Origin of the sequence: Clostridioides sp. ZZV15-6388 (genome assembly GCF_020657755.1) — a bacterium.
Taxonomy (GTDB): Bacteria; Bacillota; Clostridia; order Peptostreptococcales; family Peptostreptococcaceae; genus Clostridioides.
Map to the genome: position 1 here is coordinate 38,233 of NZ_JAGWCU010000022.1, position 26,057 is coordinate 64,289.

Sequence of the window (26,057 nt, forward strand, 5' to 3'; positions counted from 1 at the left end):
CGCCTCCTCATAATTTACCATACCTCTTAATTAAGATATTAATATTATACGAGTTTTGTTACAGCTTTATGCTTTTGCTAAATATAAAACTTATCATTCAGCAATGGCAATAACTTGTTTTACTTAATTTCAATCTATTACTATACTCTAATTTAGGTTTTGTCCAAAAGTATAATAAAACTGTCTATACTGTGGTGTAGTTGTCTGTATTGCTTAAATCTAATTGTCTCGACTGTTATTTTATGTTAAAATAAAATTAAAAAATACATCTGTTTTTCTTCAGAAATGGGTGAAATTCCCTATCGGCGGTAAAAGCCCGCGAGCCTTATGGCAGAATTTGGTCAAATTCCAAAGCCGACAGTAAAATCTGGATGGTAGAAGAAAATAGTATATGAGTACCTTTATGTAATTTTACATGAGTAATCTATACAAATCCTTCAACTACCGCATTTATTCATGAAAATAAACATATTCTAAGGTACCTAAGAAATAGGTGCTTTTTTGTTGTTTATTTTGTAACTATACTGTACTTATAAAACAAAATCTACTATGTAAAAGATTGGAGTGTTATCAGTGAAACAAAAATGGATAGTATTAATTATCATCTGTATTGGTATATTTATGTCTACTCTTGATGGAAGTATACTAAATATCGCAAATCCTACAATTGCTGCCGACTTTAAAATTAACATGTCGCAAATCCAATGGGTAGTTACAGCTTATATGTTGGTTGTAACAGCTACTATGTTGTTTTTTGGAAAGCTAGGTGATAAGGTAGGTTCAAATTATCTATATACGTTAGGATTTTTTATATTTACAATAGGTTCCTTTCTATGTAGTATATCTAATAACCTAGTAACATTGATTTTATCAAGAATATTTCAAGCAATTGGAGCAAGTATTTTAATGGCAACTGGACTTGGTATAGTTTCTAATGCATTTCCAGCAAATGAAAAGGGAAAGGCTATAGGAATTACTGGAGCAGTAGTTGGTATAGGAAATATGAGTGGTCCTGTAATTGGTGGAATACTTTTAGAACACTTTGGATGGCCTTCTATTTTCATCATCAATATACCTATTGGTATTATAGCAGTCTTTCTTGGGATAAAATTTCTACCAAAACCTATTTTAGATGAACAAAACAAAAGTTTCGATATTCCAGGTCTTCTATTATTTGCATCTTGTACCACACTTATATTGCTTGCAATGAATGGAGAAGGAAATACAAAATGGTATCTAGGAATAGTGGCAATTATAGCATTTTTATTGTTGGTATTGAGAGAAGTAAAATTTGAACAAAGTTTTATTGATTTACCTTTGTTTAAAAATAGAAATTTCACTGTAGGCAATATTATTGGAATAGCTTGTTATTTTCCTCAAATGGCAGTATCTTTCCTACTTCCTTTTTATCTAGAACAACTAAAAAATTTATCTCCTATGATGGCTGGCTCTGTCATGACTGTTCATCCACTTATTATGGTACTTATAGCTCCTATTGCAGGTTCTCTTTCTGACAAACATGGTGCAAAAAATATTCTGACTGTATCTTTTTCATTTATGACTATTGCTCTGGTTGGAATGGCACTTTTAAAAGCTGATTCTCCATTATATCTTTTGATTCTATGCTTAATTATTTTTGGCTTTGGATTAGGCTCTTTTAGCTCACCAAACAATAGTAGTATCTTGGCAGATGTTCCACCTCAAAAGCAAGGATATGGAGGAAGTTTTCTAGCAACTGTTCGTAATTTGTCATTTGCCCTTGGGACAGCATTTTTCAGTAGTTTCTTTGCACAAAGACTTATATATCATCAAAAGTCTACAAGTCATACACTGGCTTATGTCGCAGCTAGTAATCAATCTTACTGGATTGCAGCAGCAGTATGCTTTATAGGACTTATACTTACAATTTTCTTTATGAAAAAGACAGAAAAAACTACTTCTCAGTAAAGATTTATTGCTAATTATATAAATCACTAAATCTTTAAACAAACTAATTTACACTAATTTTATTAGTTTCTAACAATAATTACTTATATTTATTGTTTATAAACAACAAGGATGCCACAAAATCTCCATTAAAAACATTTTGAGGCATCCTTTATTTGATTTTAATATATATAAACACTTAAAATTAATCTACTGTTATTTCATATCCATGTTGATTGTATTGATTTACAATTTCTTCCCAAAGTTCTTCAACACCAGTCTTTTTTAATGAAGAAACAGGGATTACTTTTTCACTACTCTCCATTTGCAATTTCTTTCTTATAATACTTATATGCTTTTGATATTGTCCTCTAGATATTTTGTCTGCCTTAGTTGCAATAACTACACAGTTATATCCAAAATGTTTTATCCATTCGTACATAAGTTTATCATCTGCTGTAGGTTCATGTCTAATATCTACAAGTAGGAATATAGAGCATAGTTCTTGTCTACTTTCTAGATATCGTTCCATTATACCTCCCCATTTTTCTTTTTCAGATTTGGCTATTTTAGCATACCCATATCCTGGAAGGTCTACAAAATAAAATTCGTTATTTATAAGATAGAAATTTATAGTTCTAGTTTTTCCTGGTGTTTGACTAGTTCTAGCAAAGTTTCTTCTGTTAAGTAATGTATTTATTATTGATGATTTTCCAACATTTGACCTACCAGCTAGTGCTATCTCTGGTATACCTTCTGCTGGATACTGTGATTTATTCACAGCACTCATAGTTATCTCTGAACTTCTAATTTTCATTTTTTTCACCACTCTTTAATAAAGCTTGTTCTAATACTTCATCCATATGCTCTACAAGTACAAACTCCATCTTCTCTTTTACATTTTCTGGTATATCATCTAAATCAGCTTCACACTCTTTAGGAATTAATACTTTTGTTATACCAGCTCTATGAGCTGCTAATAGTTTTTCCTTAACTCCTCCTACAGCTAACACTCTACCTCTTAAAGTTATTTCTCCTGTCATAGCTATATTACCTGGCACAGGTCTTTTAGTAAGTGCTGAAATTACTGCAAGTGCCATAGTTATACCAGCTGATGGCCCATCTTTTGGAACAGCACCTTCTGGAATGTGTATATGAATATCATTAGTTTTATAAAAATCAGGGTCTATATCAAACCTGTCCACTATTGATCTTATATAAGAAATACCTGTCTTAGCAGATTCTTTCATAACATCTCCTAGTTTTCCAGTTAATACAATTTCACCCTTTCCTTTAAGCACATTTACCTCTACTTCAAGGGTAACTCCACCAACTGCTGTCCATGCAAGTCCATTTACAAGCCCTATTTGAGGATTAATCTCTGCAAGTTGGTATTTAAACATATCTTTTCCAAGATATTTTTCTAAGTCAGACTTATTTACAACAACTTCTTCAAGTGTTGGGTCCTCAACATATTTTTTGGCAATTTTTCTACAAACTTTACCAATAGTTCTTTCTAATGTTCTTACTCCAGCTTCTCTTGTATAATGATTTATTATACTTCTTAAAGTTTCATCGTCCATTTTTATAAAATTCTCTTTTAAAGCATGCTCTTTAATTTGTTTTGGAAGTAAGTATTGTTTTGCTATATTTAATTTTTCTTCTTCTATATATCCAGATACCTCTATTACTTCCATTCTATCTAATAGTGGTCTTGGAATATTGCTTAAACTATTTGCTGTTGTAACAAATAGTATCTTTGATAAATCAAAAGGTATTTCTAAATAGTGGTCCACAAAATCCTTATTTTGCTCTGGGTCCAATACTTCTAGCATAGCTGAAGCTGGGTCACCTTTATAATCTGCTGCCATTTTATCTATCTCATCAAATAAAAACACAGGATTTTTAGTCTGAGCTTCTTTGACTCCATTAATTATTCTTCCTGGAATAGAACCTACATAAGTCCTTCTGTGTCCTCTTATTTCGGCTTCATCTCTAACTCCACCTAAAGATATTCTTACAAATTTTCTATTTAATGCTCTAGCTATTGATTTTACTATAGATGTTTTCCCTGTACCTGGAGGTCCAACTAGACATATTATAGGACCTTTAAGTGATTTAGCAAGAGTTCTTATGGCTAAATACTCTAATATTCTTTCTTTAACCTTCTCCAACCCATAATGGTCTTCATCTAATATAGCTTGTGCTTTAATTATATCTAGTTTATCCTTTGTTTCTTTATTCCATGGTAATGAGAATATAGTATCCAAATAATTTCTACTTACAGATACATCTGGAGACATTGAAGATATCTTTGAAAATTTATCAATTTCTTTTTCTATTTTCTCTTTAGTAGTTTTAGGTGCTTTTATTTTTTTAAGCTTTTCTCTATACTCATCTGCTTCAGAATTTATGTCTTCTTCCTCGCCTAATTCCTTTTGTATAGCTTTTAATTGCTCTCTAAGATAGTATTCTTTTTGAACTTTATTCATTTGTTTTTTAACTCTTAAAGTTATCTTTTTTTCTATTTTTAATATATCTATCTCTTCTAATAATATAGAATATATAAGTTCAAGTCTTTTCTTAATATCAAATTCTTCTAATATTTCCTGCTTCTGACTTGATTTTAGATAAATATTTGCAGCTATTGTATCTATAAATCTATCTACATCCTCTATATCAGCTAAAGATATTAATATTTCTGGTGATACTCTATTTCCAATGTTTATATATTCTTCAAAAGCATCAAATACATTTCTTACAAATGCTTCAATTTCAACTTCTGTTTCACTATCTAAATTATCACTATCAAAAACAATTTCTTCTATTACTGCTCTAAAGTATCCTTCTTCTTGCTCTATTTTTTTTACTCTACCTCTTGATACACCCTCAACCAAGACACGAACTGTATCTCCTGGTAATTTTATCATTTGTTTAACTTTACAAATTGTTCCTACATGATAAAAATCCTCTTCACCTGGTTCATCAACATCTGCTTCTTTTTGAGATGTTAAAAATATAAGCTCTTCATCCATCATAGCTTGGTCTAAAGCTTTAAGAGATATTTCTCTTCCTATATCAAAATTTAATATCATATATGGAAATATTGCTAATCCCCTCAAAGGGATTAATGGTAATTCATGATCTATTTTAGTATAATTTTGTTCCATCAACATTACTCCTTTTCTAGTCTAATTATTTTGCATTTTATATTATATATTTGCACATGTTAATTTTCAACATTAATGATAACTTCTTAGCATATTATATTATTATTTTATTATGATATAATATTAGTGTTAGTATACTTAGATGTTATTTATCTTTTGGAGGTTTCTATTATGTTGAAATTGTTTTTAACCTTTTTAAAAATTGGTGCGTTTACATTTGGTGGTGGATACGCTATGGTTCCTCTTATACAAGATGAACTTGTAAACAAACAAAAACTTTTAGAGCAGGAAGAATTTATCGATTATCTATCCATAGCTCAAAGTTATCCTGGAGTACTAGCAATTAATATCTCTGTATTATTAGGATATAAGCTTTATGGTATACCAGGAGTTCTTATATGTACCCTAGGCTCTGCTCTACCGTCATTTTGTATAGTCTTAGTGTTGTCATATTTATATTTTAAAAATTCCTCATCTAAAATTTTAGATGGATTTTTTAAAGGAGTTGCGCCTGTAGTAATAGCTCTTATATTGTATTCTTTTACGAGCATGTTTAAGAAACTGCCAAAGTCTAAAACTAACATACTACTATTAATTATAGCAGTTTTATCTGTTGGTGTATTCAATATAAGTCCTATTTATTTAATAATTGGAGGAGGTGTATATAGTCTATGTCAGAAATAACACTACTCTTCTTAATATTCCTTAAAATAGGAGCATTTAGTTTTGGTGGTGGGTATGCTATGCTACCATTTATTCAACAAGAATTTATATCTAAATACCACCTTATAACTAATCAAGAATTCTTAGATTTACTTGCTATATCGCAATCTACACCAGGTCCTGTAGCAATAAATAGTGCTACATTTGTAGGATTTAAAACTGCTGGTTTTTTTGGTTCTCTATCTGCAACTATCGGTGTTACAATATTTGCATTAGTAGGCTTAACCATTATATCAAAGTTATTTGCTAAGTTCAAAAATAATAAAAAAGTAGAAAATTTATTAATGGTACTTAGACCAATTACTTTAGGTTTTATACTGTCAGCCGCTTTTTCATCTGCAAAAGAAGTTAGTTGGGACTTATATGGAATAATCGCATTTGCAGCATCATTCTACCTTCTATATAAAGGGAAAATTGGCTCTATTGCAATTGTATTCGTCTTTGGTATTATAGGTATTCTACTCACATTTTTATCATAATAAGACCTAATTTCATATTAGCATAAAAAAAGGAGCCTTTTAAAGCTCCTTTTCATCATCTTATGCACTTTCCTCTTGATCCTTAAGTACTATGATAGGATTTACTGAGTCTTCGTTCACAGATTTCTCTGTTACTATAACCTTCTTTATATTATCTCTAGATGGTACTTCAAACATAGTTTCCATCATTACACTTTCAACTATACTTCTAAGTCCTCTAGCTCCTGTATTTCTTTCTATAGCCTTTTTAGCTATTGCACGAAGAGCATCATCTTCAAATTCTAGCTCAACATCATCTAACTCTAATAATTTCTTATATTGCTTTACTAGAGCATTTTTAGGTTGTTGTAGTATTTGCATTAGTGCATCTTCATCCAGTAATTCTAAAGTAGCTAAAACTGGTATTCTTCCTATAAATTCAGGTATTATACCATACTTTAATAAATCCTCTGGAAGTACTTTTTCATATAACTTCCCTAAATCTAATTCTTTTTTACTTTCTATCTTAGCTCCAAACCCTAGTGTCTTATCTCCACCACGTTTTTGGATTATTTTTTCTAGCCCATCAAAAGCTCCACCTAATATAAATAATACATTAGTAGTATCTATCTTTAAAAATTCTTGATGAGGATGTTTTCTTCCTCCTTGTGGTGGGACATTTGCAACAGTGCCTTCTAATATTTTTAAAAGAGCTTGTTGAACACCCTCTCCACTAACATCTCTAGTTATAGATGGATTTTCAGATTTTCTTGCAATCTTATCTATCTCATCTATATATATTATACCTCTTTCAGCTTTTTCTATATCAAAATCAGCAGCTTGAATAAGTTTTAAAAGTATATTTTCAACATCTTCTCCAACATATCCAGCCTCTGTTAGTGATGTAGCATCTGCCATTGCAAAAGGTACATTTAAAGTTCTAGCTAAAGTCTGTGCTAATAACGTCTTACCAGAACCTGTAGGTCCTAATAAAAGTATATTACTCTTTTGGATTTCTATATCCTTGCTACTAGACTTTTTACTATATATTCTCTTGTAATGATTGTAAACCGCAACTGATAAAGCTTTTTTAGCTTTTTCTTGACCTATTACATAATCATTTAATATATTCATCATTTCTTTTGGTTTTGGTAAAGATGTAGTATCTTCATCTATAGTATCTTCTATTTCTTCTTGAATAATTTCGTCACAAAGTTCAACACACTCATCACAAATGTATACATTTGGACCTGCAATTAATCTTCTTACTTGATCTTGATTTTTACCGCAGAATGAACACTTTAATTGTCGTTTCTCTTCGTATTTAGACATATTAACACCTCTCTCTATCTACGGTCTCTTTGTAAATACTTCATCTATTAAGCCATATTCCTTGGCTTCTGATGCACTCATGAAGTTATCACGTTCAGTATCCATTTTTATTTTCTCTAATGGCTGACCAGTTCTTTCAGATAATATTTCATTTAAAGTTTCTTTTATTTTTAAAATTCTCTTTGCGTGAATTTCTATATCTGTTGCTTGACCTTGAGCTCCACCTAATGGTTGATGTATCATTATCTCACTATTTGGTAGTGCTAGTCTTTTTCCTTTTGCTCCTGCTGCCAACAAGAATGCTCCCATAGAAGCAGCCATACCTATACATATAGTACTTACATCTGGTTTGATGTATTGCATAGTATCATATATAGCCATTCCAGAAGTTATACTTCCTCCTGGAGAATTTATATATAAATGTATATCTTTGTCTGGGTCTTCAGCTTCTAAGAATAATAGCTGTGCTACTATAAGCCCTGCTGTGGCATCATTAACTTGATCTCCTAAGAAGATTATTCTGTCCTTTAATAGTCTAGAGAAGATATCATAAGATCTTTCTCCTCTTCCTGTTTGTTCAACAACTACAGGTACTAATGCCATGGTTTCATACCCCCTTTATTCTATATAATTTACAGTAGCTTTTTTAAGCTACTGTAAATTATTTTACGCATTTAACTAAATTATATTTGCACAACATTATATACTAAACATTCTATAACGTCAACTATATTAGTTATAGCGGTTATTTTATTAAGCTATTGTTGCACTTTCAACTAATAAGTCTATTGTCTTTCTTATTTTTATTTGTCCTTTTATATCTTCCTTATCAGCATCTCTTAAAGTAGTTTCTATTTTTTCTACTTCCATATTGTAAGCAGAAGCCATTTTTTCTAATTCAGCTTTAAATTCTTCTTCTGTTGCTTCAATTCCTTCAGCTTTAGTTATTGCTTCTAATACTAGTGAAGATTTAACTAATTTTTTAGCATCTTCTTTTCTTTCTTCTCTTAATTCTTCCATAGTTCTACCAGTCATCTCTAGTAATTGTTGTAATCCAAATCCTTGATATTGTAATTGGTAGTTAAGTTCGTTTAACATATTATCTATTTGATGCTCTACCATAACTTCTGGTATTTCTATTTCTGTATTTTCAGCAACTTTTTCTACTACTGAATTTCTAATTTCTGCATCTGCTTTATTTTTTGCTTCTTCTTCTAATTTAGCTCTTACATCTGCTTTTAATTCATCTAAAGTATCAAATTCACTAGTATCTTTAGCAAATTCATCATCTAATGCAGATAATTCTTTTACTTTTACATCATTTACTTTTACGTTAAATACAACTGGCTTTCCAGCTAAATCTTCTGAGTGGTATTCTTCTGGGAAAGTAACATTAACTTCAACTTCTTCTCCAACTTTTTTACCTACTAATTGCTCTTCAAATCCTGGTATAAATGTGTTTGAACCTATAACTAAGTTATAATTTTCACCTTTACCACCATCAAAAGCTACACCATTGTCAAAACCTTCAAAGTCTATTATAGCTGTATCGCCATCTTCTAAAGCTTTGTCTTCAACACTTACTAATCTAGCATTTTTTTCAACCATTTCTTGTAATTTAGCTTCAACATTTTCATCACTTACAGTATTCTCAACCTTAGCTACTTCTATACCCTTATAGTTTCCTAATTCAAACTCTGGTTTAACTTCAACATTAAGAACCATAACTAATCCATTGTCTTTGCTTATTTCTTCTATATCTAAATCTGGATTGTCTATTGGATCTATATCTAATTCCTTGATAGCTTCTGGATAAACTTCTGGGAATAACACTTCTATAGCATCATTATAGAAGATACCTTTTCCATATTGAGTTTCTATAACAATTCTTGGAGCTTTACCTTTTCTGAATCCAGGTATATTATATTTGCCTTTGCTTTTATTATAAGCCTTATTTACTGCTGCTTCAAATTTATTGTTATCTACTGTTATTTTTAAAGTAACTTTATTACCCTCTTTTTTAATTAGTTCTGCTTTCATCCTTCTAATCCTCCTAGTGATATTTATGTAATACCCGATAATGGTATCATAATTCATTCTATTTATAATTCAACCACTTAATTATATCACATAAGTTTTTTTATTTACAAGTGTTCCATTAATATCGTTGTACTTATTTGATAAAATTTAATTTTTTGAGTGTTTTTTGCCATTTTTTTGGATAAATACACCTTTATATGCGTATTTCCTCTATATTTATGTCCTCTTCTTCTATCTCCATAATTACAAAACTCTTATACGATACTCCTCTTGGAAGTGAAGTACTTCCAGGATTTATGTAAAGCACACCATTTTTAATTTCTCTAAATGGAGTATGAGTATGACCAAATATAACTATGTCAGCATTAACCTCAGCAGCCTTATTTTCTAACATTTGTGTGCCATATTTTACACCATACTTATCTCCGTGGCATAAAAATATAGTTTTATTTGCTACTTCAAAGACAATTTCTTCTTCTATAGCATCAAAATCACAATTTCCTTTAACTGCAATAATTCCAACCTTAGTCATATTATGAAGATATCTTGAGTCTGTAAAGTTGTCTCCTGCATGAATTATTAAGTCACATTCTTCTAAATATGGTATTGTCTTTTCCATATTTTTAATCATCATATGTGTATCACTTATTATGCCTATTTTCATTACTTCACTACCCTTTTCATAAACTCTTGTTTCATAATTTTTAGTGCATTTGCTCTGTGGCTGATTGAATTTTTTATAACACTAGGTATTTCACCAAAGGTTTTATTATATCCTTTTACTATAAATAAGCTATCATATCCAAAGCCATTTTTGCCCTTTTCTTCAAAGCCTATCATTCCTTCACAAATTCCTCTCACTACAAATTCTTTTCCATCTGGAAAAACTACTGCTATTGCAGAGACAAATCTTGCATTTCTTTTACTCATTGGCACATTTTGCATGGCTTTTAATAGCTTTTCTCTATTTCCTTCATCTGTAGCATGCTCTCCTGCATATCTAGCTGAATAAACGCCTGGTTTTTTTCCTAAAGCATCTACCTCTAAGCCAGAATCATCAGCTATAGCTATAAGTTTAGTTTTTCTAGCTATTGTTCTAGCCTTTATTAATGCATTATGCTCAAATGTTTTTCCATCCTCTACGATTTCTATACCTGCTAAATCAACATCTTTTAGAGAATACACCTCATATTCAAAATCTTTTAAGATTTCACCTATTTCTTCTAGCTTATGAGCATTATTAGTAGCAATCACTACTTCATTACCATAATCCATTCCTAATATCTCATCTGCTATTTCACCTAAAACTTCTCTTTGAAGTCTTATTAGTTCTTTATTCCCTTTTTCTCCTAACTCTAACAATAAATTTAAATCTTTTCTTGAAAAAGGTTTCTCTTCACCAGTACCCTGTACTTCTACAAACTCATACTTGTCAGTCATTATTATATTCATATCTACTTGTGCTTTAGAATCTTCTTCGTAACATAAATCTAGCATATGGGTTTCATTTACTATTCCAACACTAATTGCAGATACAAAATTTGTTATTGGCATTTCTTTTAATGTTTTTGCTTTATATAATTTATAGATTGCTTCAGCAACTGCTACAAACGCCCCCGTTATAGATGCAGTTCTAGTTCCACCATCAGCTTGAATCACATCACAATCTACCCAAATAGTTCTTTCTCCTAGTTTATTTAAGTCTATAACAGACCTTATTGCCCTTCCTATTAACCTCTGTATTTCTTGAGTTCTTCCGTCGATTTTTCCTCTAGATGCGTCCCTTATTTTTCTCTGTTGAGTTGCCCTTGGTAACATTGAATATTCAGCATTTATCCATCCAGTACCACTATTTCTCAAAAAAGGAGGTACTTTTTCTTCCACTGATGCAGTACATATAACCTTTGTCTCTCCCATTTCTATAAGAACAGAACCTTCTGCATACTTTGTATAATTTCTAGTAATCTTTACAGGTCTTATCTGTTCATTAGTTCTATCATAACTTCTGGTCATTTTTTATATCCTTTCTTAATCCTTATATATTTTATAAATTTATTTTTATAAGTTTTAATTTTATTAATCTTATATAATGTCATTTTTCATAATTCGATAGCTTACTGAACTATTCTATCATTAATTATAGTAGTTTTCTACTAAATTAAATGACTTTTTAGCCCTCTAATACAGCTTTTACTTCATCTTTCGATGATAAAGTTAATAATTCTAAAAATCTCTCTTCATCTATAACTTTAATTCCTAAATCATTTGCTTTTGTAAGTTTAGAGCCAGCTTCTTCTCCAGCTAAAACAAAAGTTGTCGATTTACTTACACTAGATGTAGCTTTGCCACCTCTTTTTTCTATCATATCTTTTGCATCATTTCTTTTTAATGTAGGAAGTGTACCAGTCAATACTATTTTCATTCCTTCAAATATTCTTTCTACTGTTTCACCTGTATTCTCTAATGATTTTGTATTTACTCCTACACTTTTTAGTTTTTCTATGACATTTATATTTTTATCTTCCTTAAAAAACTCAACAACACTATTTGCCATTATACCCCCAAATTCTTCTAAATCTTCTAATTGCTCACTTGTTGCAGAAATCACATCATCTAAATCTTTAAATTTTGAGGCAAGTATCTTAGCTGCCTTAACACCTATAAATTTAATTCCCAAACCATTTATAAGTCTCCATAAATCATTTTCTTTTGACTTTTCTATTGAATTTATTAAATTATCAGCAGATTTTTCACCCATTCTTTCTAAATCAACTACATCTTCCTTTTTTATATAATATAAATCAGACACATCTTGAATTATTTTTTCATTTAGCAACAATGTAATTATAGATTCTCCTAAACCATCTATATTCATTGCATCTCTTGATACAAAATGTATAATCCCTCTTCTTATTTGAGCAGGACAAGACATATTTATACACTTTACAGCAGCTTCTCCTTCTAATCTTACTGTTGGTTCTGAACAAACAGGACATTTTTCTGGCATTTTAAAATCTACTTCTTCTCCAGTACGAGCTTCTTTTATAACTTCTAAAACTTGAGGTATTATATCTCCTGCTTTTTGAACCAATACTGTATCATTTATTTTTATGTCTTTCTCTTTTATATAGTCTTCATTATGAAGTGTTGCTCTACTTACAGTAGTCCCAGCAAGTCTAACTGGCTCAAGTACTGCTGATGGTGTTATTGTACCAGTTCTTCCAACTTCTACTATTATATCTACTATTTTAGTTTTTTTCTTTTCTGCTGGAAATTTATATGCAATTGCCCATCTTGGACTCTTTGCAGTATATCCCATCTCTTCCCTTTGTTTTATATTATTTACTTTTATTACCATTCCATCTATCTCGTATTCTAAATTACCTCTATTTTCTGTCCAATGTTCAATATGTTCAATAACTTCATCTATATTTTTACAAACTTTATAACTTTGACTTACTGAAAAACCTAGTTTTTCTAAATATTCTAAGGATTCACTATGACTCTCTAAAGTATAATCTTCTATATTTTCCATATTAAATACAAATATATCTAATGGTCTCTTTGCAGTTAATTTCGAGTCTAGTTGTCTTAATGAACCTGCTGCAAGATTTCTTGGGTTAGCAAATAGTGGTTGTTCCTGTTCTTCTTGTTGTTCATTCACTTTTCTAAAATTATCTTTTGATATATATACTTCTCCTCTAACTATTAACTCTTTTTTTTCATCTATTTTAAGAGGTATACTTTTGACAGTCATTAAATTTTGAGAAATGTCTTCTCCTACGACTCCATCACCTCTAGTTGCTCCTTTTTCAAATGCTCCATTATTATAGGTAAGACCTACTGAAAGCCCATCTATCTTAAATTCAACGACATATTCAACACTATCTCCCACATATTCCTGAACTCTCTTATCAAAATCTCTCAAATCTTGCTCTGAAAAAGCATTTGATAAACTCAGCATAGGAGTTTTATGTACAATTTGATTAAATTTATCTAATGGCTTACCTCCTACTCTATTTGTTGGAGAATCAATTCTCTTTAGTTCTGGATTTTGTTCTTCCAAAGATATTAGTTCTTTCATTAGCTTGTCATATTCATAGTCAGATATCTCTGGGCTATCTTGGTTATAATACCTTTCATTATGATATTTTATTTGTTCTATAAGTTTATTAATTTCATTTTTAACGCTCACTCTTAGCACCTCTTCATATTTTTTAAATTGAATCATTTTAAAATTTCCCTATAATTAATTATTTCCTATTTATATATTTTTTAGTATATCACTTTTTTGACTTTAAATTTATTACAAAAAAAACTCTTATAGTATCTCTAATAACACTAATAAGAGTTTTTTATTTTCATTAGAATTTTTACATATTTAATAACCTTTTGATATATCAACAACATTATCTACAGGTTTATTTTCTATTATATAATGTTTTAAATTATTATAGACCATATTAAATGTTCTCTCTTTATTTTTATCAGACACCCAAGAGTTATGAGGAGTTACTATAACATTTTCACTTTCCCATAGTTTATTATCTTTACTTAAAGGCTCACTTTCAAATACATCTAATGCTACACCTCTAAATTTCTCTACGCATTCTTCTAAATCTTTCTGATTAACTGTATTTCCTCTACCTACATTAATAAATACAGAACCTTCTTTCATAAGATTAAACATATCTTTATTTACTATTCCATCTGTACTCTTTGTAGAAGGCATTGCTACAACTATTATGTCACTTTCCTTAAATACAACATTCATATCCTCAGTAGAAAAACACTTGTCAAAGTATTTTTTGTTGCTTCCATCAGTATTGACTCCCCATATTTCTACACCAAAGGCCTTTAACCTTTTAGCTGCTTCTGATGATATAGTTCCTGTTCCAAGAAATCCAACCCTTTGACCATATAATTCTGATACAGAAAAATCCATTTTCCATTCTTTATTTTGCTGTTGTTTAAAAAATTTTGCACTATTTTTATAAATTTCTAAAATATACATAACGATGCTTTCACCAATAGGTATACTATACCCTCCCCTATTATTAGCTATCTTGATATCTCTTTTTAACACATCTTCTTTTGGGATTTGGTCTATACCTACACTTGTTGTTTGTATATATTTTAAATTTTCCATTTTAGAAATATCCAGTCTGTCAAAAGGATTATATGTAACTAGCACATCTGCAGTGTTTACATCTTCATTATTTTCTATACTATCTTCGGAATAATGTATAACATCATATCCTAATTCATTTATTTTTTTAAATTTTTCTTCTCCATAATTTATTGTAAATAATACTTTCATTTTACTTTCCTCCATCCACTTGTATTAAGATTTTTATATCTTACAGTATAATATGATACTTAACACATATTAGGTGAACTACCATACACTTAACTACCTACGGTAATGTTTGAAGTGGTGGCTTCTTGGTCAAGATAACTATTGTTATCAGTATCTCCAAGCTATTGGGCTAGTTCCTAACCCTTATGATTACCACTTATATGGCTAAGTTTAGTAGATTGATACTTGCATTGATATCTCTATCGTGGAATGCTCCACACTCTGGACATTCCCATTCTCTTAGTCCTAAGTTCTTCACTAATGGATTTTTATATCCACATTTAGAACATAATTGACTAGATGCGAAATTCTTATCTGCTACTATTATTTCTCTACCATACCAATTAGCTTTATATTCTAACATTCTTCTGAGCTCCGACCAACTTGCTTCGCTTATAGCTTTCGCTAACTTATGATTTCTTTTAGTCTATCTGATATAGAGTTATCTATTACTTTTCTTCTATATTTTATACACATAACTAAGTGATAGTGTAACAAAAATACTGAATGATTATTACTATCTAATTTCATTGTAATTACTTCATTTCAGTTTTTACTACTGTTTTTATAATACAATACATTTTTTGAAAATCAAGTAAAATAAATAACCTATCGGTTAGGCTTACATCCTCCACCTCCTATGGCGAGGAAAAGGAATTTCGCCATAGGAGGTTAAATTTATTAGAAGATGGTTCTAAAAACTAATTTACTTATGCTCAATTGTTTTTCCTGAAGACATAGCATTGCGTTCTTGAACTAAATTTTCTATTAAATTATTTAATGTCCAATCAATAGATGTCTCAGTTACCATTGCTGTAAAAGGTCTATTTATTCTTACTTTTTTCAATCCTTCTAAAAATGCATTTACTTGTGTACTGGAAATATTATTAAATATTACAGACTTACTTTTAATTCCATTATCACATTCACTTGATATATTCCCATCCAAAATGTCTCTTACTATGTTTTCACCATTTTTATCACTTAAAATGATATGGTCTCTTATTCCAGCAAAATTACTAACATTTTTAATTAGTGATAATTCTTTTTTATTAAAATTTACAAACATAATACACTTCCTGCTGTGTATTTTATCTAGATTATTATTATTTATTTTTTCAAATGACATTTTATCCATCCTTTCATTTATCTATATATTTTAATTTACCCTATCTATTTAAAATAATCAATTTTTACAGATAATTTTTATATTAATACCCCAAATTACATATAACTAATTCAACTATCCAAAACTAATATATAAAATTAGAATAATTAGATTAATATTTACAAATTATAATCTAAAGGAGAGATATGATACCATGAAGACACTACTAAACAAGAATTTTAGCATTAAAAACTTTTCATCTGCTTGGATTATAGTACTTGGTTGTATGTTGATACAAGCTATACCATTTAGTATTGTAGCAAGTATACAGCCCCAATTTATAAGTTATGTTGTAGAAGGAGAAGGTTTTAGCTTAGCATCTTTTTCTCTAATATTTACTTTTGGTACTATTGCTTCAGCAATTGCATCACCATTTATAGGTAAATTATTTTCTAAGGTCAATATTAAGATATTATATTTATTAGGCTGTATAATTTCTAGCATTGCTTTTGCTACATTTTCTATATGTACTGAACTATGGCAATTTTATACGGTATCATGCATTGTACAAATTGGAGCTACAATTATATCTGCGATAGGAATACCAATTTTAATAAGTGCTTGGTTTGATGAAAAAAGTAAAGGAAAGGCTATGGGATTTGCTTTTGCTGGTGGCTCTATTGGTAGTATATTTCTACAACAACTTGTAGTTCGCTCATTAGCATCTCAAGGATATAGCCGTTCTTATCTAATATTTGGGATTGTAGCACTAATAGTTGGTATACCTGTAACATTATTTATGCTTAAAATGCCTAAAGATACTAATGAGAAAATAAGCTCTAAAATAAAAAATGACAAAACATCTAATAAAAAGTCCCCTTCAGTATGGGGTTATACATTAAAAGAAGCTAGAAAGAATAAATATTTTTGGATTATGACAATTGGATTTGCTTTTGTAGGTATATATGTTTCATCATTATCTGTACAATATCCAACCTACCTTAGAAATTATATAAATCCAATTTTAATAGGAACAGTAGGTTCTACTTTTGCCTTATTTGCTCTTATTGGTAATTTATTTGGAGGATTATTATTTGATAAATTTGGTCAAATAAAACCACTGATTATATCTTTTATATTTGTACTTATAGCTACTTTATCATTACTATTTGTTGATAAATCTGCTAATCTTGCATTTGTATTTGCTATTTTAAAGGGTCTTTCTGTATTTGCTTATATGATTGGACCTGCTTATTTAACTGGTACTTTTTTTGGTCAAAAGGAGTTTGGCAGTATTTTTGGGATTGTTCAATTAATTTTTGCAATTGGATTTGCACTTGGTTCAACATTATTTGGATTGCTCGTTGATAATTTTGGTTATAAATTCTCTTGGTCTATTATAATTTTATCAGTTATAATCGCTTATGCTTTACTTATCACAGCTTCTATAGGAATGGCAAAGCTAAATAAGGATAGGTTAGATAAGTTGGTACAATAATTAATTCTTAATTTCTATAAAAATTATACAAAAAAGATGGAGGCTCTAATAACAACTAGAACTCCATCTTTTTATTAATTATATTATAATATAGCTAACTTTCTTTTATTTTTAACAGTGTTATCTATATCTTCATCTTTAACTATAGTAAATGCTTTTGTTGGACATACATTTACACATGCTGGTCCTTCTGGTGAATCTATACAGAAATCACATTTATTTGCTGTCATTCTTTCTCTAAAGCAAAGCTTTCCTTTATCTACATCTTTTAGTGTAACTATATCTATCGCTCCTATAGGACATGCCAGCATACAAGTCTTACATCCTATACAATTTTCTTCATTTATTTTTATTGTATTACCCACCCTAACTATACCTCCATTTGGACAGGCCTTTGCACAAGGAGCATCTTCACAATGTCTACATTGTATTGGAGCACTAACTTCCTTTGTTTTTATGACAGAAAGTTTTGGGTTAAAGTTTATCTCATCTGGACTTTTGTAAAAAATATCTTCATCTGAATGTGCAACCACACATCCTATCATACAAGTTCTACATCCTATGCACTTATCAGGGTCTGCTATAACAAAATAATTCATTATTTAGCCACTTCCTTTCCTATACAATATGTAGTGTGTAATAAATGATGAGATTTTTCTCCTAATGGCTCTACTAGATATTCAGCATATAATTTTTTAATGTCAGGATTTTCATGAGATTTTCTAATTGCCAAGTGTTCGTCATGCACATATGTTGCTTTTGTTCTATTTTCATAGGCTAAGTCTTTATATTCTTCTAGTAAAATTTTTGGCTGACCTCCACCACTTACACATCCAACAGGACAAGTCATAACCTCTATAAAATCTATATCCAACTTTCCTTTTTCTAAATCTTCAAGTACTGGTATTACATTTTTCAGTCCACTTACTACACCAACTCTTAAGTCTAAATCTCCTACCTTAATAGTTGATTTTCTAAAACCACTTTCTCCTCTTACTTGTTTTACTTCTACATTAGGTATACTTTCTCCAGTTATAAGCTCATAACCTGTTCTTATAGCTGCTTCCATAACTCCACCAGTAACACCAAATATAGTTCCAGCTCCACTGTAACTACCTAAAGGGCTGTCAAACTTTTCTTCTCCTAAATTTTTAAAATCAATTCCCATGTCTTTTATTAGGTAAGCTAGCTCTCTAGTAGTTAACACTACATCTACATCTCTATATCCACTAGAATCCATCTCTTCTCTATCACATTCATACTTTTTACATGTACATGGCATTATAGAAACACTAAATATTTTAGATGCATCCACATTATTTATTTCTGCGCCATATGTCTTAAATATTGCACCACCCATCTGCTGAGGTGATTTACAAGAAGATAAGTGATTAGTTAATTTAGGATAATTTTTTTCTATAAATTTAACCCAAGCTGGACAACAAGATGTAAACATTGGAAGAGTTCCACCTTCTGTAACTCTATTAATTAACTCACTACCTTCTTCCATTATAGTTAAATCCGCTGCGAAATTAGTATCATAAACTCTATCAAAATTTAATGCTCTAAGTGCTGCTGCCATTTTTCCAGCACTTAAATATCCTAGATAGTATCCAAAATCCTCTCCTAAAGCTACTCTAACTGCTGGTGCACATTGAACCATGGTAAATACATCTGGGTCACTCAAAGCTTTTTTTACCCTATCTACATCACATACATTATGTGCTGCGAATATAGGTTCATTTATTGATTCTGGTATTTTTCGTTCTTGTTTTTTATCTTTCAAAAACTCAAATCCTTCATCTATAACTGAAGCATAAGATTTACAAATTTGAACACATTGACCACACATAACACATCTATCTAAGTTTATTTCTTGTGGTTTTCCTTCTTCCCCCTCAATAGCATTTACTGGACATACCTTTGAACATTCTCTGCATCCAGTACATAAATCTTTATCTATATTTATTATCATAAACGTCACCCCTTTATCCTTTATTTATTTGTCAACAATAAGCTAAGTGCAGCTTGTCTATTCTTAGCTTTTTTGTCATCTATTGGAGTAACAAGTTTTAATGCATCTTGAGGACATGCGCTTATACAAGCTATTTTTTCGTTGTCTTTACATAAATCACACTTATATGCTATTTTTTTATTTTCTTCCAAAATTACTTGTTCTACTTCTTTCCCATCTTTATATTGTGGAAGTAAATCTATAGCTCCAAAAGGACATGCTAGGAGACAAGTTTTACACCCTATACATTTTTCTTCATTAACAAACATGACGTTGTTCTCTTTGTTTATAGCTTTTTGTGGACATGAATTTAGACAAGGAGCATCTTCACAGTGTCTACATTGTATTGGCATACAGAAAGTATCACCTTTTACTAAATAAAGTCTAGGTATAACTGGTATGTCAACTGTCCCAACCGTATATCCTACATTATTATGTTGGTTGTGCATCGTAAAACAAGCTACTTCACAAGTTCTGCAACCAGTACATTTACTTGGGTCTGCTATTACAAAAGAGCCTATTTTATTATTCATATTATCCCACCTTTCAATTTGTATATTTCTAAGTCCCTAGTTATTTTTATTATATATATTTATATATTTTAGTGTTTTTTCAATACTTATATTTCGCTTGCAATTTTTACACAAATTATACTTATTGGCATATACTTTGTCAGTATCATCAATTACTACTCCACACACTTCACATCTTGAATATTTTTTTTCTTCTTTATTAGCACACATACGCTTCAGTCTCACTTTTTGATAACTCTCTGTGAATTTGCATAGATATTCATTCGTCTTCCTCTTACAAATCCAATAAGAGTTATATTTAATTTTTTAGAAAGCTCTATTGATAAATTAGTTGGTGCTGATTTTGATATTACAATAGGGATTTGAGTCATAGCTGCCTTTAGTATCATCTCTAAAGATATTCTCCCACTTACAACTACAGTCTTATCTTTTAATGATATTTCATTTAAAACACAAAATCCTATTGCTTTATCCATTGCGTTATGCCTTGCTACATCTTCACAGGTCACTATTTTTTTATCATTATCAAATATGGATACACTGTGTACTCCACCCGTATTTTTAAATAATTCTGACGAATTTAAGTTTTTATCCATTATACTGTAAATCGCATCATAATTTATTTTTATATTACTCTCTACAGGAGTACACCTTATATAGTCTAGTGAGTTTAAAAATATAATTTGTTCCTCTTCGTCATCCTGTTTCTCTTGAATAGTTACTTTTGTAACCCGTTCCTTATCATTTATTTCTATATCTAATATGTCTTTTTTATTTTCTATATATCCCTTTGTTCTCAAAAAACCAACTACAAGCTCTTTTAAATTATATGGTGTACATAAAAATGTATTTATGTATTTATCATTTAAAATAAAGCTAAGTGGATATTCTGCAATTATTTCTTCATATTCATTAGATAAATTATATTCATTTATTTTGTTTATTTCTAACTTAAAAGAATTCATGTATTTATAATCTACCAAAGTATAACTGTTTTCAAAAACTTCATCTTTACTATTTTCTTGTGACTTAGCTTTTGAGTATATATTCTCCATAAGATATTTACCCTTCCACTTTTTATAAATCTTTAATCTAATAACTACTAAACATTTGTGGCAGTCATTTTATCTTTAAGACTTTGATATTCTTCTCTTACACATTTCTCTGCTAACTCTTGGTCATCAAGTTTTTCAAGTCTAACAGCACAATACTTGTATTCTGGTGTTTTAGATATAGGGTCTAAATTTGCTATTGTAAGCTCGTTACAAGCTCCAACCCACCACTGATAAGTCATATATGTCGCTCCTTTTTTAACTCTATCAGTTACTGTCGCTCTTGTGATTACACTTCCCCTTCTTGAACTAATTCTAACTAATTCATCATCTTCAATTCCTAATCTATCTGCATCATTACAATTTATTTGAACACGACCTGGCTCATCTTCTAATGAACTAAGTGTTCTACAGTTACCAGTCATAGTTCTTACTGAATAGTGACCAACCTCTCTTACAGTACATAAACTAAATGGATATTCATCATCTTCAACTTCCATAGGAGGTCTCCATTCTGCAGCAAATAAATTACCTCTTCCATTAGGAGTAGAGAATTTTTGTCCTTCATATAGATACATAGTTCCTTTGTCTTCCATACTTTCACTCTTACAAGGCCACTGAACAGAACCTTGAGCCTCTATTTTTTCATAAGTAGCCCCTAAGAAATTCGGACATAATGCTCTAAGTTCATCCCATATTTCTTTAGTATTTTTATAGTTCATAGGATATCCCATTGCTGTAGAAATTTCACTTATAATTTGCCAGTCTGGTTTTACATCTCCTTGTGGCTCTATAGCTTTTCTCATCAATTGGAATCCTCTATCTGCACATGTATATACTCCATCATGTTCGCCCCAAGAAGTAGCTGGAAGTATAACATCAGCATGAAGCGCTGTCTTATTCATAAATATATCTTGAACAACAACAAACTCTAACTCGTCTAAAGCCTCTCTAACTTCTGATGCATCTGGGTCACTTTGTACTGGGTCTTCCCCAAATATATAATAAGCTTTAAGCTTCTTCTCTTTTAACACTAAATTTGGAACTTGAGTTAAACTATATCCATTATTAGGAGATAACTTTACTCCCCAAGCATTTTCAAATTTTTCTCTTATCTTATCATCAGTTACATTTTGATAACCAGGATATACATTAGGAAGAGCTCCCATATCACAAGCTCCTTGAACATTATTTTGTCCACGTACAGGCCCTATTCCAACGCTTTCTCTACCAAAATTGCCTGTAAGTAGAGCAATTGAGGCAAGCCCTTTAACTACATCAACAGCTTGTCCAAATTGACAGACACCCATTCCATAAAGTATCATGGCCTTCTTACCTTTTGCATATTCTCTCATAGCTCTTCTTATAAGCTCTTCTGGAATTCCTGTCATCTTCTCAGCATATTTAGCTGTATATGGTTTAACAATTTCTTTGTACTCATTAAATCCTTGTGTATGGTTTTGAACAAAGTCTTTATTGTAAAGACCTTCTTCTATTAAAACGTTTCCAAAAGCATTTACTAAAACCATATTTGTTCCACCCTTTATAGGTAGATGTATATCAGCAATTCTTGCAGACTCAGTTAATCTAGGGTCAGTAACAATTAACTTAGCTCCATTTTTCTTAGCTTTAATTATTCTATTTGCAACTATTGGATGTGAATCTGCTCCATTATATCCAAATATAAATAAAACATCTGCGTTTTCTATTTCTGGTATAGAATTAGACATTGCACCACTACCTAATGAGTAAGCCAGACCGGCTACAGATGGTGCATGTCAGACACGAGCACAATGGTCAACATTATTGGTTCCTATTGTAGCTCTCATAAATTTTTGCATTATATAGTTTGCTTCATTACCAGGTCCTCTTGCAGAACCAGTCCCCATAATAGAATCAGGACCATATTTTTCTTTAATTTCGTTTAATCTTGAAGCTGTATAACTTATAGCTTCATCCCATTCAACCTCTTCTAGCACACCTTGTTTTCTTATCATTGGTTTTTTTAGTCTAGGTGTTAAAATTTTAGGGTCATTTAGAAAATCCCATCCATAACGACCTTTTAAACATAAACTTCCTTGATTTGTTCTACCATCAGCTGGCTCTGCTCTTAATATCTTGTTATCTTTTACTACTAGATATAATTGGCATCCAGCTCCACAGTATGGACAAACTGTTAAAATTTTCTTCTCCATACATTTCCCCCCTTAGATTTATCCCCTGATGAGTAAAATTTACCTTAAAGATAATGAAGTATTTTTATAATATGCAAAATTTACAAATATTTTGCAATATTATCTATTAAATTCAACAATTTTCTCACAATTCCTTTTAAATTTCAAAAAAAATATGTCATAATAATTCTTATATTTTAATCATCTAATTAAAATATTATAGTTCTTATGACATATTTTTTAATATATGCTTATTTAGATTTATCTAATTTTCACTTAAAACGGCATTTCTACCAATTCTATTTTTCATTCTATAGTGAGTGATTACAGTAAAGATACCACTTCCAATCAGAATCAAATAGTACATAAATCCACCATATAAAAATACTGCATAACCCATTAGAGGTTGAGGGAATACTGATTTAAATATAGTGAAAAATGCTAATTCATTAGCTCCTACATTACCAGGTGTTGGTATTGGTGATATTGCCATATATAAAAAAGCTTGTAGTGTTAATATATAAATATAGCTATAACCTTGTAAATTAAATGCTTTATATATCCAAAAAGAAACACTAAAGTAAGCACTTAATTGAATAAAAGTCACTATAATAGTTAAAATCAATACTTTTTTATTTTTAGCAAAAAAACTTATTGCTTTACTATAATCATCTATAAAATTTTCTATAGAGTCTACTTTACTCTCTAGGAATCTTAAAAACTTAATTTTTGCTAAATACTTTATTGAAACTCTCATAAAATATTTTATTTTTTGAGGATTTAAAATAACTAAAATTATCATAATTAAAACAAATGAATTAATTGCTATTCCTAGAAACACTAAGGGCATGATTACTTTCATTTGTTTTTCTAGCATAGCTAGATTCATTAATACTAATATTGTGCAATAAACAGTAACTACTATTTGAAAAATAATAGACTTATTTGTAACAACTGCACTTGCTTTACTAAGTGGCATTTTGCATTTTTTAAGTACATATATCTGTACTGGTTGGCTTCCTGAAGCAAATGGAGTTATTAGATTATAATAAAATCCCATAATGGCTAGCTTGAAACCAATAAATCTAATATTGACTTTGTGAGTACTTTCTATAATTATCTTCATTACTAATCCTTCAAGCATTATGTGAGACATTATTGCCAGAGCCCCTACAAATAAAAACTTTTTATCTACCATAGTTATAACATTTGATAACATCTTAATATCTAATGTTTTAAATACCAAGTAAATTGTTATACCTATTAGTAAAAATAAAAATGTATACTGTAGTAAGCTCTTTCTAATATTTTTTAGTTTATCCATTAGAAAAACCATCCTTTGCTCAAGATTTATATTAAACATCATATTATTAGTATACACTACTAATATTAATATTTTATAACAAAATACCTTACAATTTTGTCATTTGCAAAAAATATTAATCTATAAATTAAATTTTAATATATATATTAATATTTTACAAACATTTTGTAGATATATACAGTATTTGCACTGAGTAATACGTTATTATACCCACTTATATCCTATCCCCCATACAGTCTCTATTGTATAAATATCATAAGATTTAAACTTGCTTCGTATATTTTTTATGTGTTCTGTAATAACACTTATATCACTTTCTCCATCAAATCCATACACATGCTCATATATTCTTTCTTTTGAAAAGACTTGTCCCTTATTTTTTGCTAGAAATTCACATATTAGATACTCACTCTTAGTAAAATTTATCTTATTATTATCAACAGAAATTTCTTTTCCCAAAAAATTAAATTGAACATTTGATATAGTTAATGAATTTTTTTTCTCTCTATTTTCTCTTCTCAAATGAGCATTTATTCTGGCTCTTAACTCACCTACACCAAAAGGCTTTGTAATATAATCATCAGCCCCTATACCAAGACCATACATAACATCACTTTCCATATTTTTAGCTGTCAAAAACAATATTGGGCAATCAACCTTATTTCTTATACTTTTACATACTTCAAAACCATCCATTTTAGGCATCATTACATCTAATATTATTAGATTAAAAGGATTATAGTCAATATCAAGAATATTTTCTACATCACTAATTACCTTTACTTCATGCCCATCTCTCTTTAATATATTTTCAATTAACTTTAACATATCTAATTCATCATCTACTACTAGTATCTTAGACACACTAACACCTCCATTACATATTTAATGACACTTTAATTTATATATTTAATTATATCTTTATAAATTTATATAAAATCTCATACTATTATATTATAACTTACAACAATTAATTAATATTTTACAATAAAATCATTTTAACACTTCAAACATAAAAATTTTATATTTTAAACGCTTAATATTTATTTTACAATAAAATTGCCGAAAAGCCCCCTTCTTTAGATGTGGGGATGAAAGGCAAGGTCTTAATATAAATAAAAGTCAGAATAATACTTGCAACCTAACACTACGAATGATAGATTATGTGTAGGAGGTGTTAGTTTTTGTGTATAAATCTAACGGAAATATAACATATGACTGTAAATATCATATAATATTTTGTCCTAAGTATCGTAAACCTGTTTTAGTTGGCGAAGTAGAAAAGATGTTAAAGGAGATAATACCATATAAAGCAGATGAACTTGGAGCAGAAATAATAGAAATGG

The 26,057-nt window shown here is 29.9% G+C and carries 23 protein-coding genes, 2 pseudogenes and 1 riboswitch; of the genes and pseudogenes, 5 read left to right on the forward strand and 20 right to left on the reverse strand.

What is annotated here, in order from left to right; all coding sequences use genetic code 11:
* Positions 1-271: 271 nt before the first annotated feature.
* Positions 272-387: riboswitch (FMN riboswitch) on the forward strand.
* A 186-nt stretch (positions 388-573) separates the two neighbouring features.
* Complete coding sequence (locus KGF48_RS13475; protein WP_227828277.1) at positions 574-1,947, forward strand: MFS transporter; 1,374 nt, start codon at positions 574-576, stop codon at positions 1,945-1,947.
* Between the two features lie 184 nt (positions 1,948-2,131).
* Here KGF48_RS13475 and yihA read toward each other — a convergent pair whose 3' ends face one another.
* Both yihA and lon read right to left on the reverse strand, forming a co-directional pair.
* Positions 2,132-2,743, reverse strand: a complete 612-nt coding sequence (gene yihA, locus KGF48_RS13480; RefSeq protein WP_009891775.1) for a ribosome biogenesis GTP-binding protein YihA/YsxC — start codon at positions 2,741-2,743, stop codon at positions 2,132-2,134.
* The gene (gene lon, locus KGF48_RS13485; protein ID WP_227828276.1) at positions 2,733-5,096 is read right to left on the reverse strand and encodes an endopeptidase La; all 2,364 of its coding nucleotides are present in this window, start codon (positions 5,094-5,096) and stop codon (positions 2,733-2,735) included. Before lon ends, yihA begins: the two co-directional genes overlap by 11 nt.
* Positions 5,097-5,267: 171 nt before the next feature.
* On the opposite strand from lon, the gene KGF48_RS13490 reads away from it, so the two are divergent.
* The gene (locus KGF48_RS13490; RefSeq protein ID WP_227435756.1) at positions 5,268-5,780 is read left to right on the forward strand and encodes a chromate transporter; all 513 of its coding nucleotides are present in this window, start codon (positions 5,268-5,270) and stop codon (positions 5,778-5,780) included.
* Positions 5,768-6,298 carry a chromate transporter gene (locus KGF48_RS13495; RefSeq protein ID WP_227840325.1) on the forward strand — a complete coding sequence of 177 codons (531 nt, stop codon included), beginning with the start codon at positions 5,768-5,770 and terminating at the stop codon, positions 6,296-6,298. Before KGF48_RS13490 ends, KGF48_RS13495 begins: the two co-directional genes overlap by 13 nt.
* 60 nt (positions 6,299-6,358) lie before the next feature.
* Here KGF48_RS13495 and clpX read toward each other — a convergent pair whose 3' ends face one another.
* The 10 genes and pseudogenes from clpX to KGF48_RS13545 form a co-directional block, all read right to left on the reverse strand.
* Complete coding sequence (gene clpX / locus KGF48_RS13500; RefSeq protein ID WP_227435752.1) at positions 6,359-7,609, reverse strand: ATP-dependent Clp protease ATP-binding subunit ClpX; 1,251 nt, start codon at positions 7,607-7,609, stop codon at positions 6,359-6,361.
* 18 nt (positions 7,610-7,627) lie between these two features.
* Entirely contained in the window at positions 7,628-8,212 is a 585-nt protein-coding gene (gene clpP, locus KGF48_RS13505) for an ATP-dependent Clp endopeptidase proteolytic subunit ClpP (RefSeq protein ID WP_227435751.1), read from the reverse strand.
* A gap of 150 nt (positions 8,213-8,362) precedes the next feature.
* The gene (tig, locus tag KGF48_RS13510) at positions 8,363-9,649 is read right to left on the reverse strand and encodes a trigger factor (protein WP_227840326.1); all 1,287 of its coding nucleotides are present in this window, start codon (positions 9,647-9,649) and stop codon (positions 8,363-8,365) included.
* A gap of 193 nt (positions 9,650-9,842) precedes the next feature.
* Positions 9,843-10,313, reverse strand: a complete 471-nt coding sequence (locus tag KGF48_RS13515) for a metallophosphoesterase (RefSeq protein ID WP_227828273.1) — start codon at positions 10,311-10,313, stop codon at positions 9,843-9,845.
* Positions 10,313-11,662, reverse strand: coding sequence for a ribonuclease PH (gene rph / locus KGF48_RS13520; RefSeq protein WP_227840327.1), 1,350 nt, complete (start codon positions 11,660-11,662; stop codon positions 10,313-10,315). Before rph ends, KGF48_RS13515 begins: the two co-directional genes overlap by 1 nt.
* Before the next feature lie 157 nt (positions 11,663-11,819).
* Positions 11,820-13,844, reverse strand: coding sequence for an NAD-dependent DNA ligase LigA (gene ligA / locus KGF48_RS13525; RefSeq protein ID WP_227840328.1), 2,025 nt, complete (start codon positions 13,842-13,844; stop codon positions 11,820-11,822).
* Positions 13,845-14,030: 186 nt separating this feature from the next.
* Positions 14,031-14,969: a phosphoglycerate dehydrogenase gene (locus tag KGF48_RS13530; RefSeq protein ID WP_227840329.1), complete on the reverse strand. Its 939-nt coding sequence runs from the start codon at positions 14,967-14,969 to the stop codon at positions 14,031-14,033.
* 196 nt (positions 14,970-15,165) lie between these two features.
* A pseudogene (locus tag KGF48_RS13535) lies at positions 15,166-15,429 on the reverse strand (RNA-guided endonuclease TnpB family protein); the annotation flags it as partial.
* A pseudogene (locus KGF48_RS13540) lies at positions 15,423-15,539 on the reverse strand (transposase); the annotation flags it as partial. The pseudogenes KGF48_RS13535 and KGF48_RS13540, both read right to left, overlap by 7 nt.
* 175 nt (positions 15,540-15,714) lie before the next feature.
* On the reverse strand, positions 15,715-16,137 hold the full coding sequence (locus KGF48_RS13545) for a DUF3783 domain-containing protein (RefSeq protein WP_227828269.1): 423 nt from the start codon (positions 16,135-16,137) through the stop codon (positions 15,715-15,717).
* A 193-nt stretch (positions 16,138-16,330) separates the two neighbouring features.
* Between KGF48_RS13545 and KGF48_RS13550 the strand changes: the two genes are divergently transcribed.
* Positions 16,331-17,614: a conjugated bile salt MFS transporter gene (locus tag KGF48_RS13550; protein ID WP_227840331.1), complete on the forward strand. Its 1,284-nt coding sequence runs from the start codon at positions 16,331-16,333 to the stop codon at positions 17,612-17,614.
* 83 nt (positions 17,615-17,697) lie between these two features.
* On the opposite strand, the gene KGF48_RS13555 is transcribed toward KGF48_RS13550, so the two are convergent.
* The 8 genes from KGF48_RS13555 to KGF48_RS13590 all read right to left on the reverse strand — a co-directional run bounded on the left by KGF48_RS13555 (position 17,698) and on the right by KGF48_RS13590 (position 25,575).
* On the reverse strand, positions 17,698-18,213 hold the full coding sequence (locus KGF48_RS13555; protein WP_227828267.1) for a 4Fe-4S dicluster domain-containing protein: 516 nt from the start codon (positions 18,211-18,213) through the stop codon (positions 17,698-17,700).
* Positions 18,213-19,589, reverse strand: coding sequence for a [FeFe] hydrogenase, group A (locus KGF48_RS13560; protein WP_227840332.1), 1,377 nt, complete (start codon positions 19,587-19,589; stop codon positions 18,213-18,215). The genes KGF48_RS13555 and KGF48_RS13560 overlap by 1 nt, the downstream gene beginning before the upstream one ends.
* Before the next feature lie 20 nt (positions 19,590-19,609).
* Positions 19,610-20,161 (reverse strand): 4Fe-4S dicluster domain-containing protein, encoded by a 552-nt coding sequence (locus KGF48_RS13565; protein WP_227828265.1) that lies wholly within the window; start codon positions 20,159-20,161, stop codon positions 19,610-19,612.
* Positions 20,162-20,197: 36 nt separating this feature from the next.
* Positions 20,198-20,371 (reverse strand): hypothetical protein, encoded by a 174-nt coding sequence (locus tag KGF48_RS13570; RefSeq protein WP_227828264.1) that lies wholly within the window; start codon positions 20,369-20,371, stop codon positions 20,198-20,200.
* 11 nt (positions 20,372-20,382) lie between these two features.
* The gene (gene fdhD, locus KGF48_RS13575) at positions 20,383-21,216 is read right to left on the reverse strand and encodes a formate dehydrogenase accessory sulfurtransferase FdhD (RefSeq protein ID WP_227840333.1); all 834 of its coding nucleotides are present in this window, start codon (positions 21,214-21,216) and stop codon (positions 20,383-20,385) included.
* 47 nt (positions 21,217-21,263) lie between these two features.
* On the reverse strand, positions 21,264-23,408 hold the full coding sequence (gene fdhF, locus KGF48_RS13580) for a formate dehydrogenase subunit alpha (RefSeq protein ID WP_227840334.1): 2,145 nt from the start codon (positions 23,406-23,408) through the stop codon (positions 21,264-21,266).
* Positions 23,409-23,652: 244 nt separating this feature from the next.
* Positions 23,653-24,711 (reverse strand): lysylphosphatidylglycerol synthase transmembrane domain-containing protein, encoded by a 1,059-nt coding sequence (locus KGF48_RS13585; RefSeq protein WP_227828261.1) that lies wholly within the window; start codon positions 24,709-24,711, stop codon positions 23,653-23,655.
* A gap of 204 nt (positions 24,712-24,915) precedes the next feature.
* Positions 24,916-25,575, reverse strand: a complete 660-nt coding sequence (locus KGF48_RS13590; protein ID WP_227840335.1) for a response regulator transcription factor — start codon at positions 25,573-25,575, stop codon at positions 24,916-24,918.
* 310 nt (positions 25,576-25,885) lie between these two features.
* Between KGF48_RS13590 and KGF48_RS13595 the strand changes: the two genes are divergently transcribed.
* Positions 25,886-26,057: transposase (locus KGF48_RS13595; protein ID WP_413894812.1), on the forward strand; the 172-nt coding region annotated here is incomplete at its 3' end.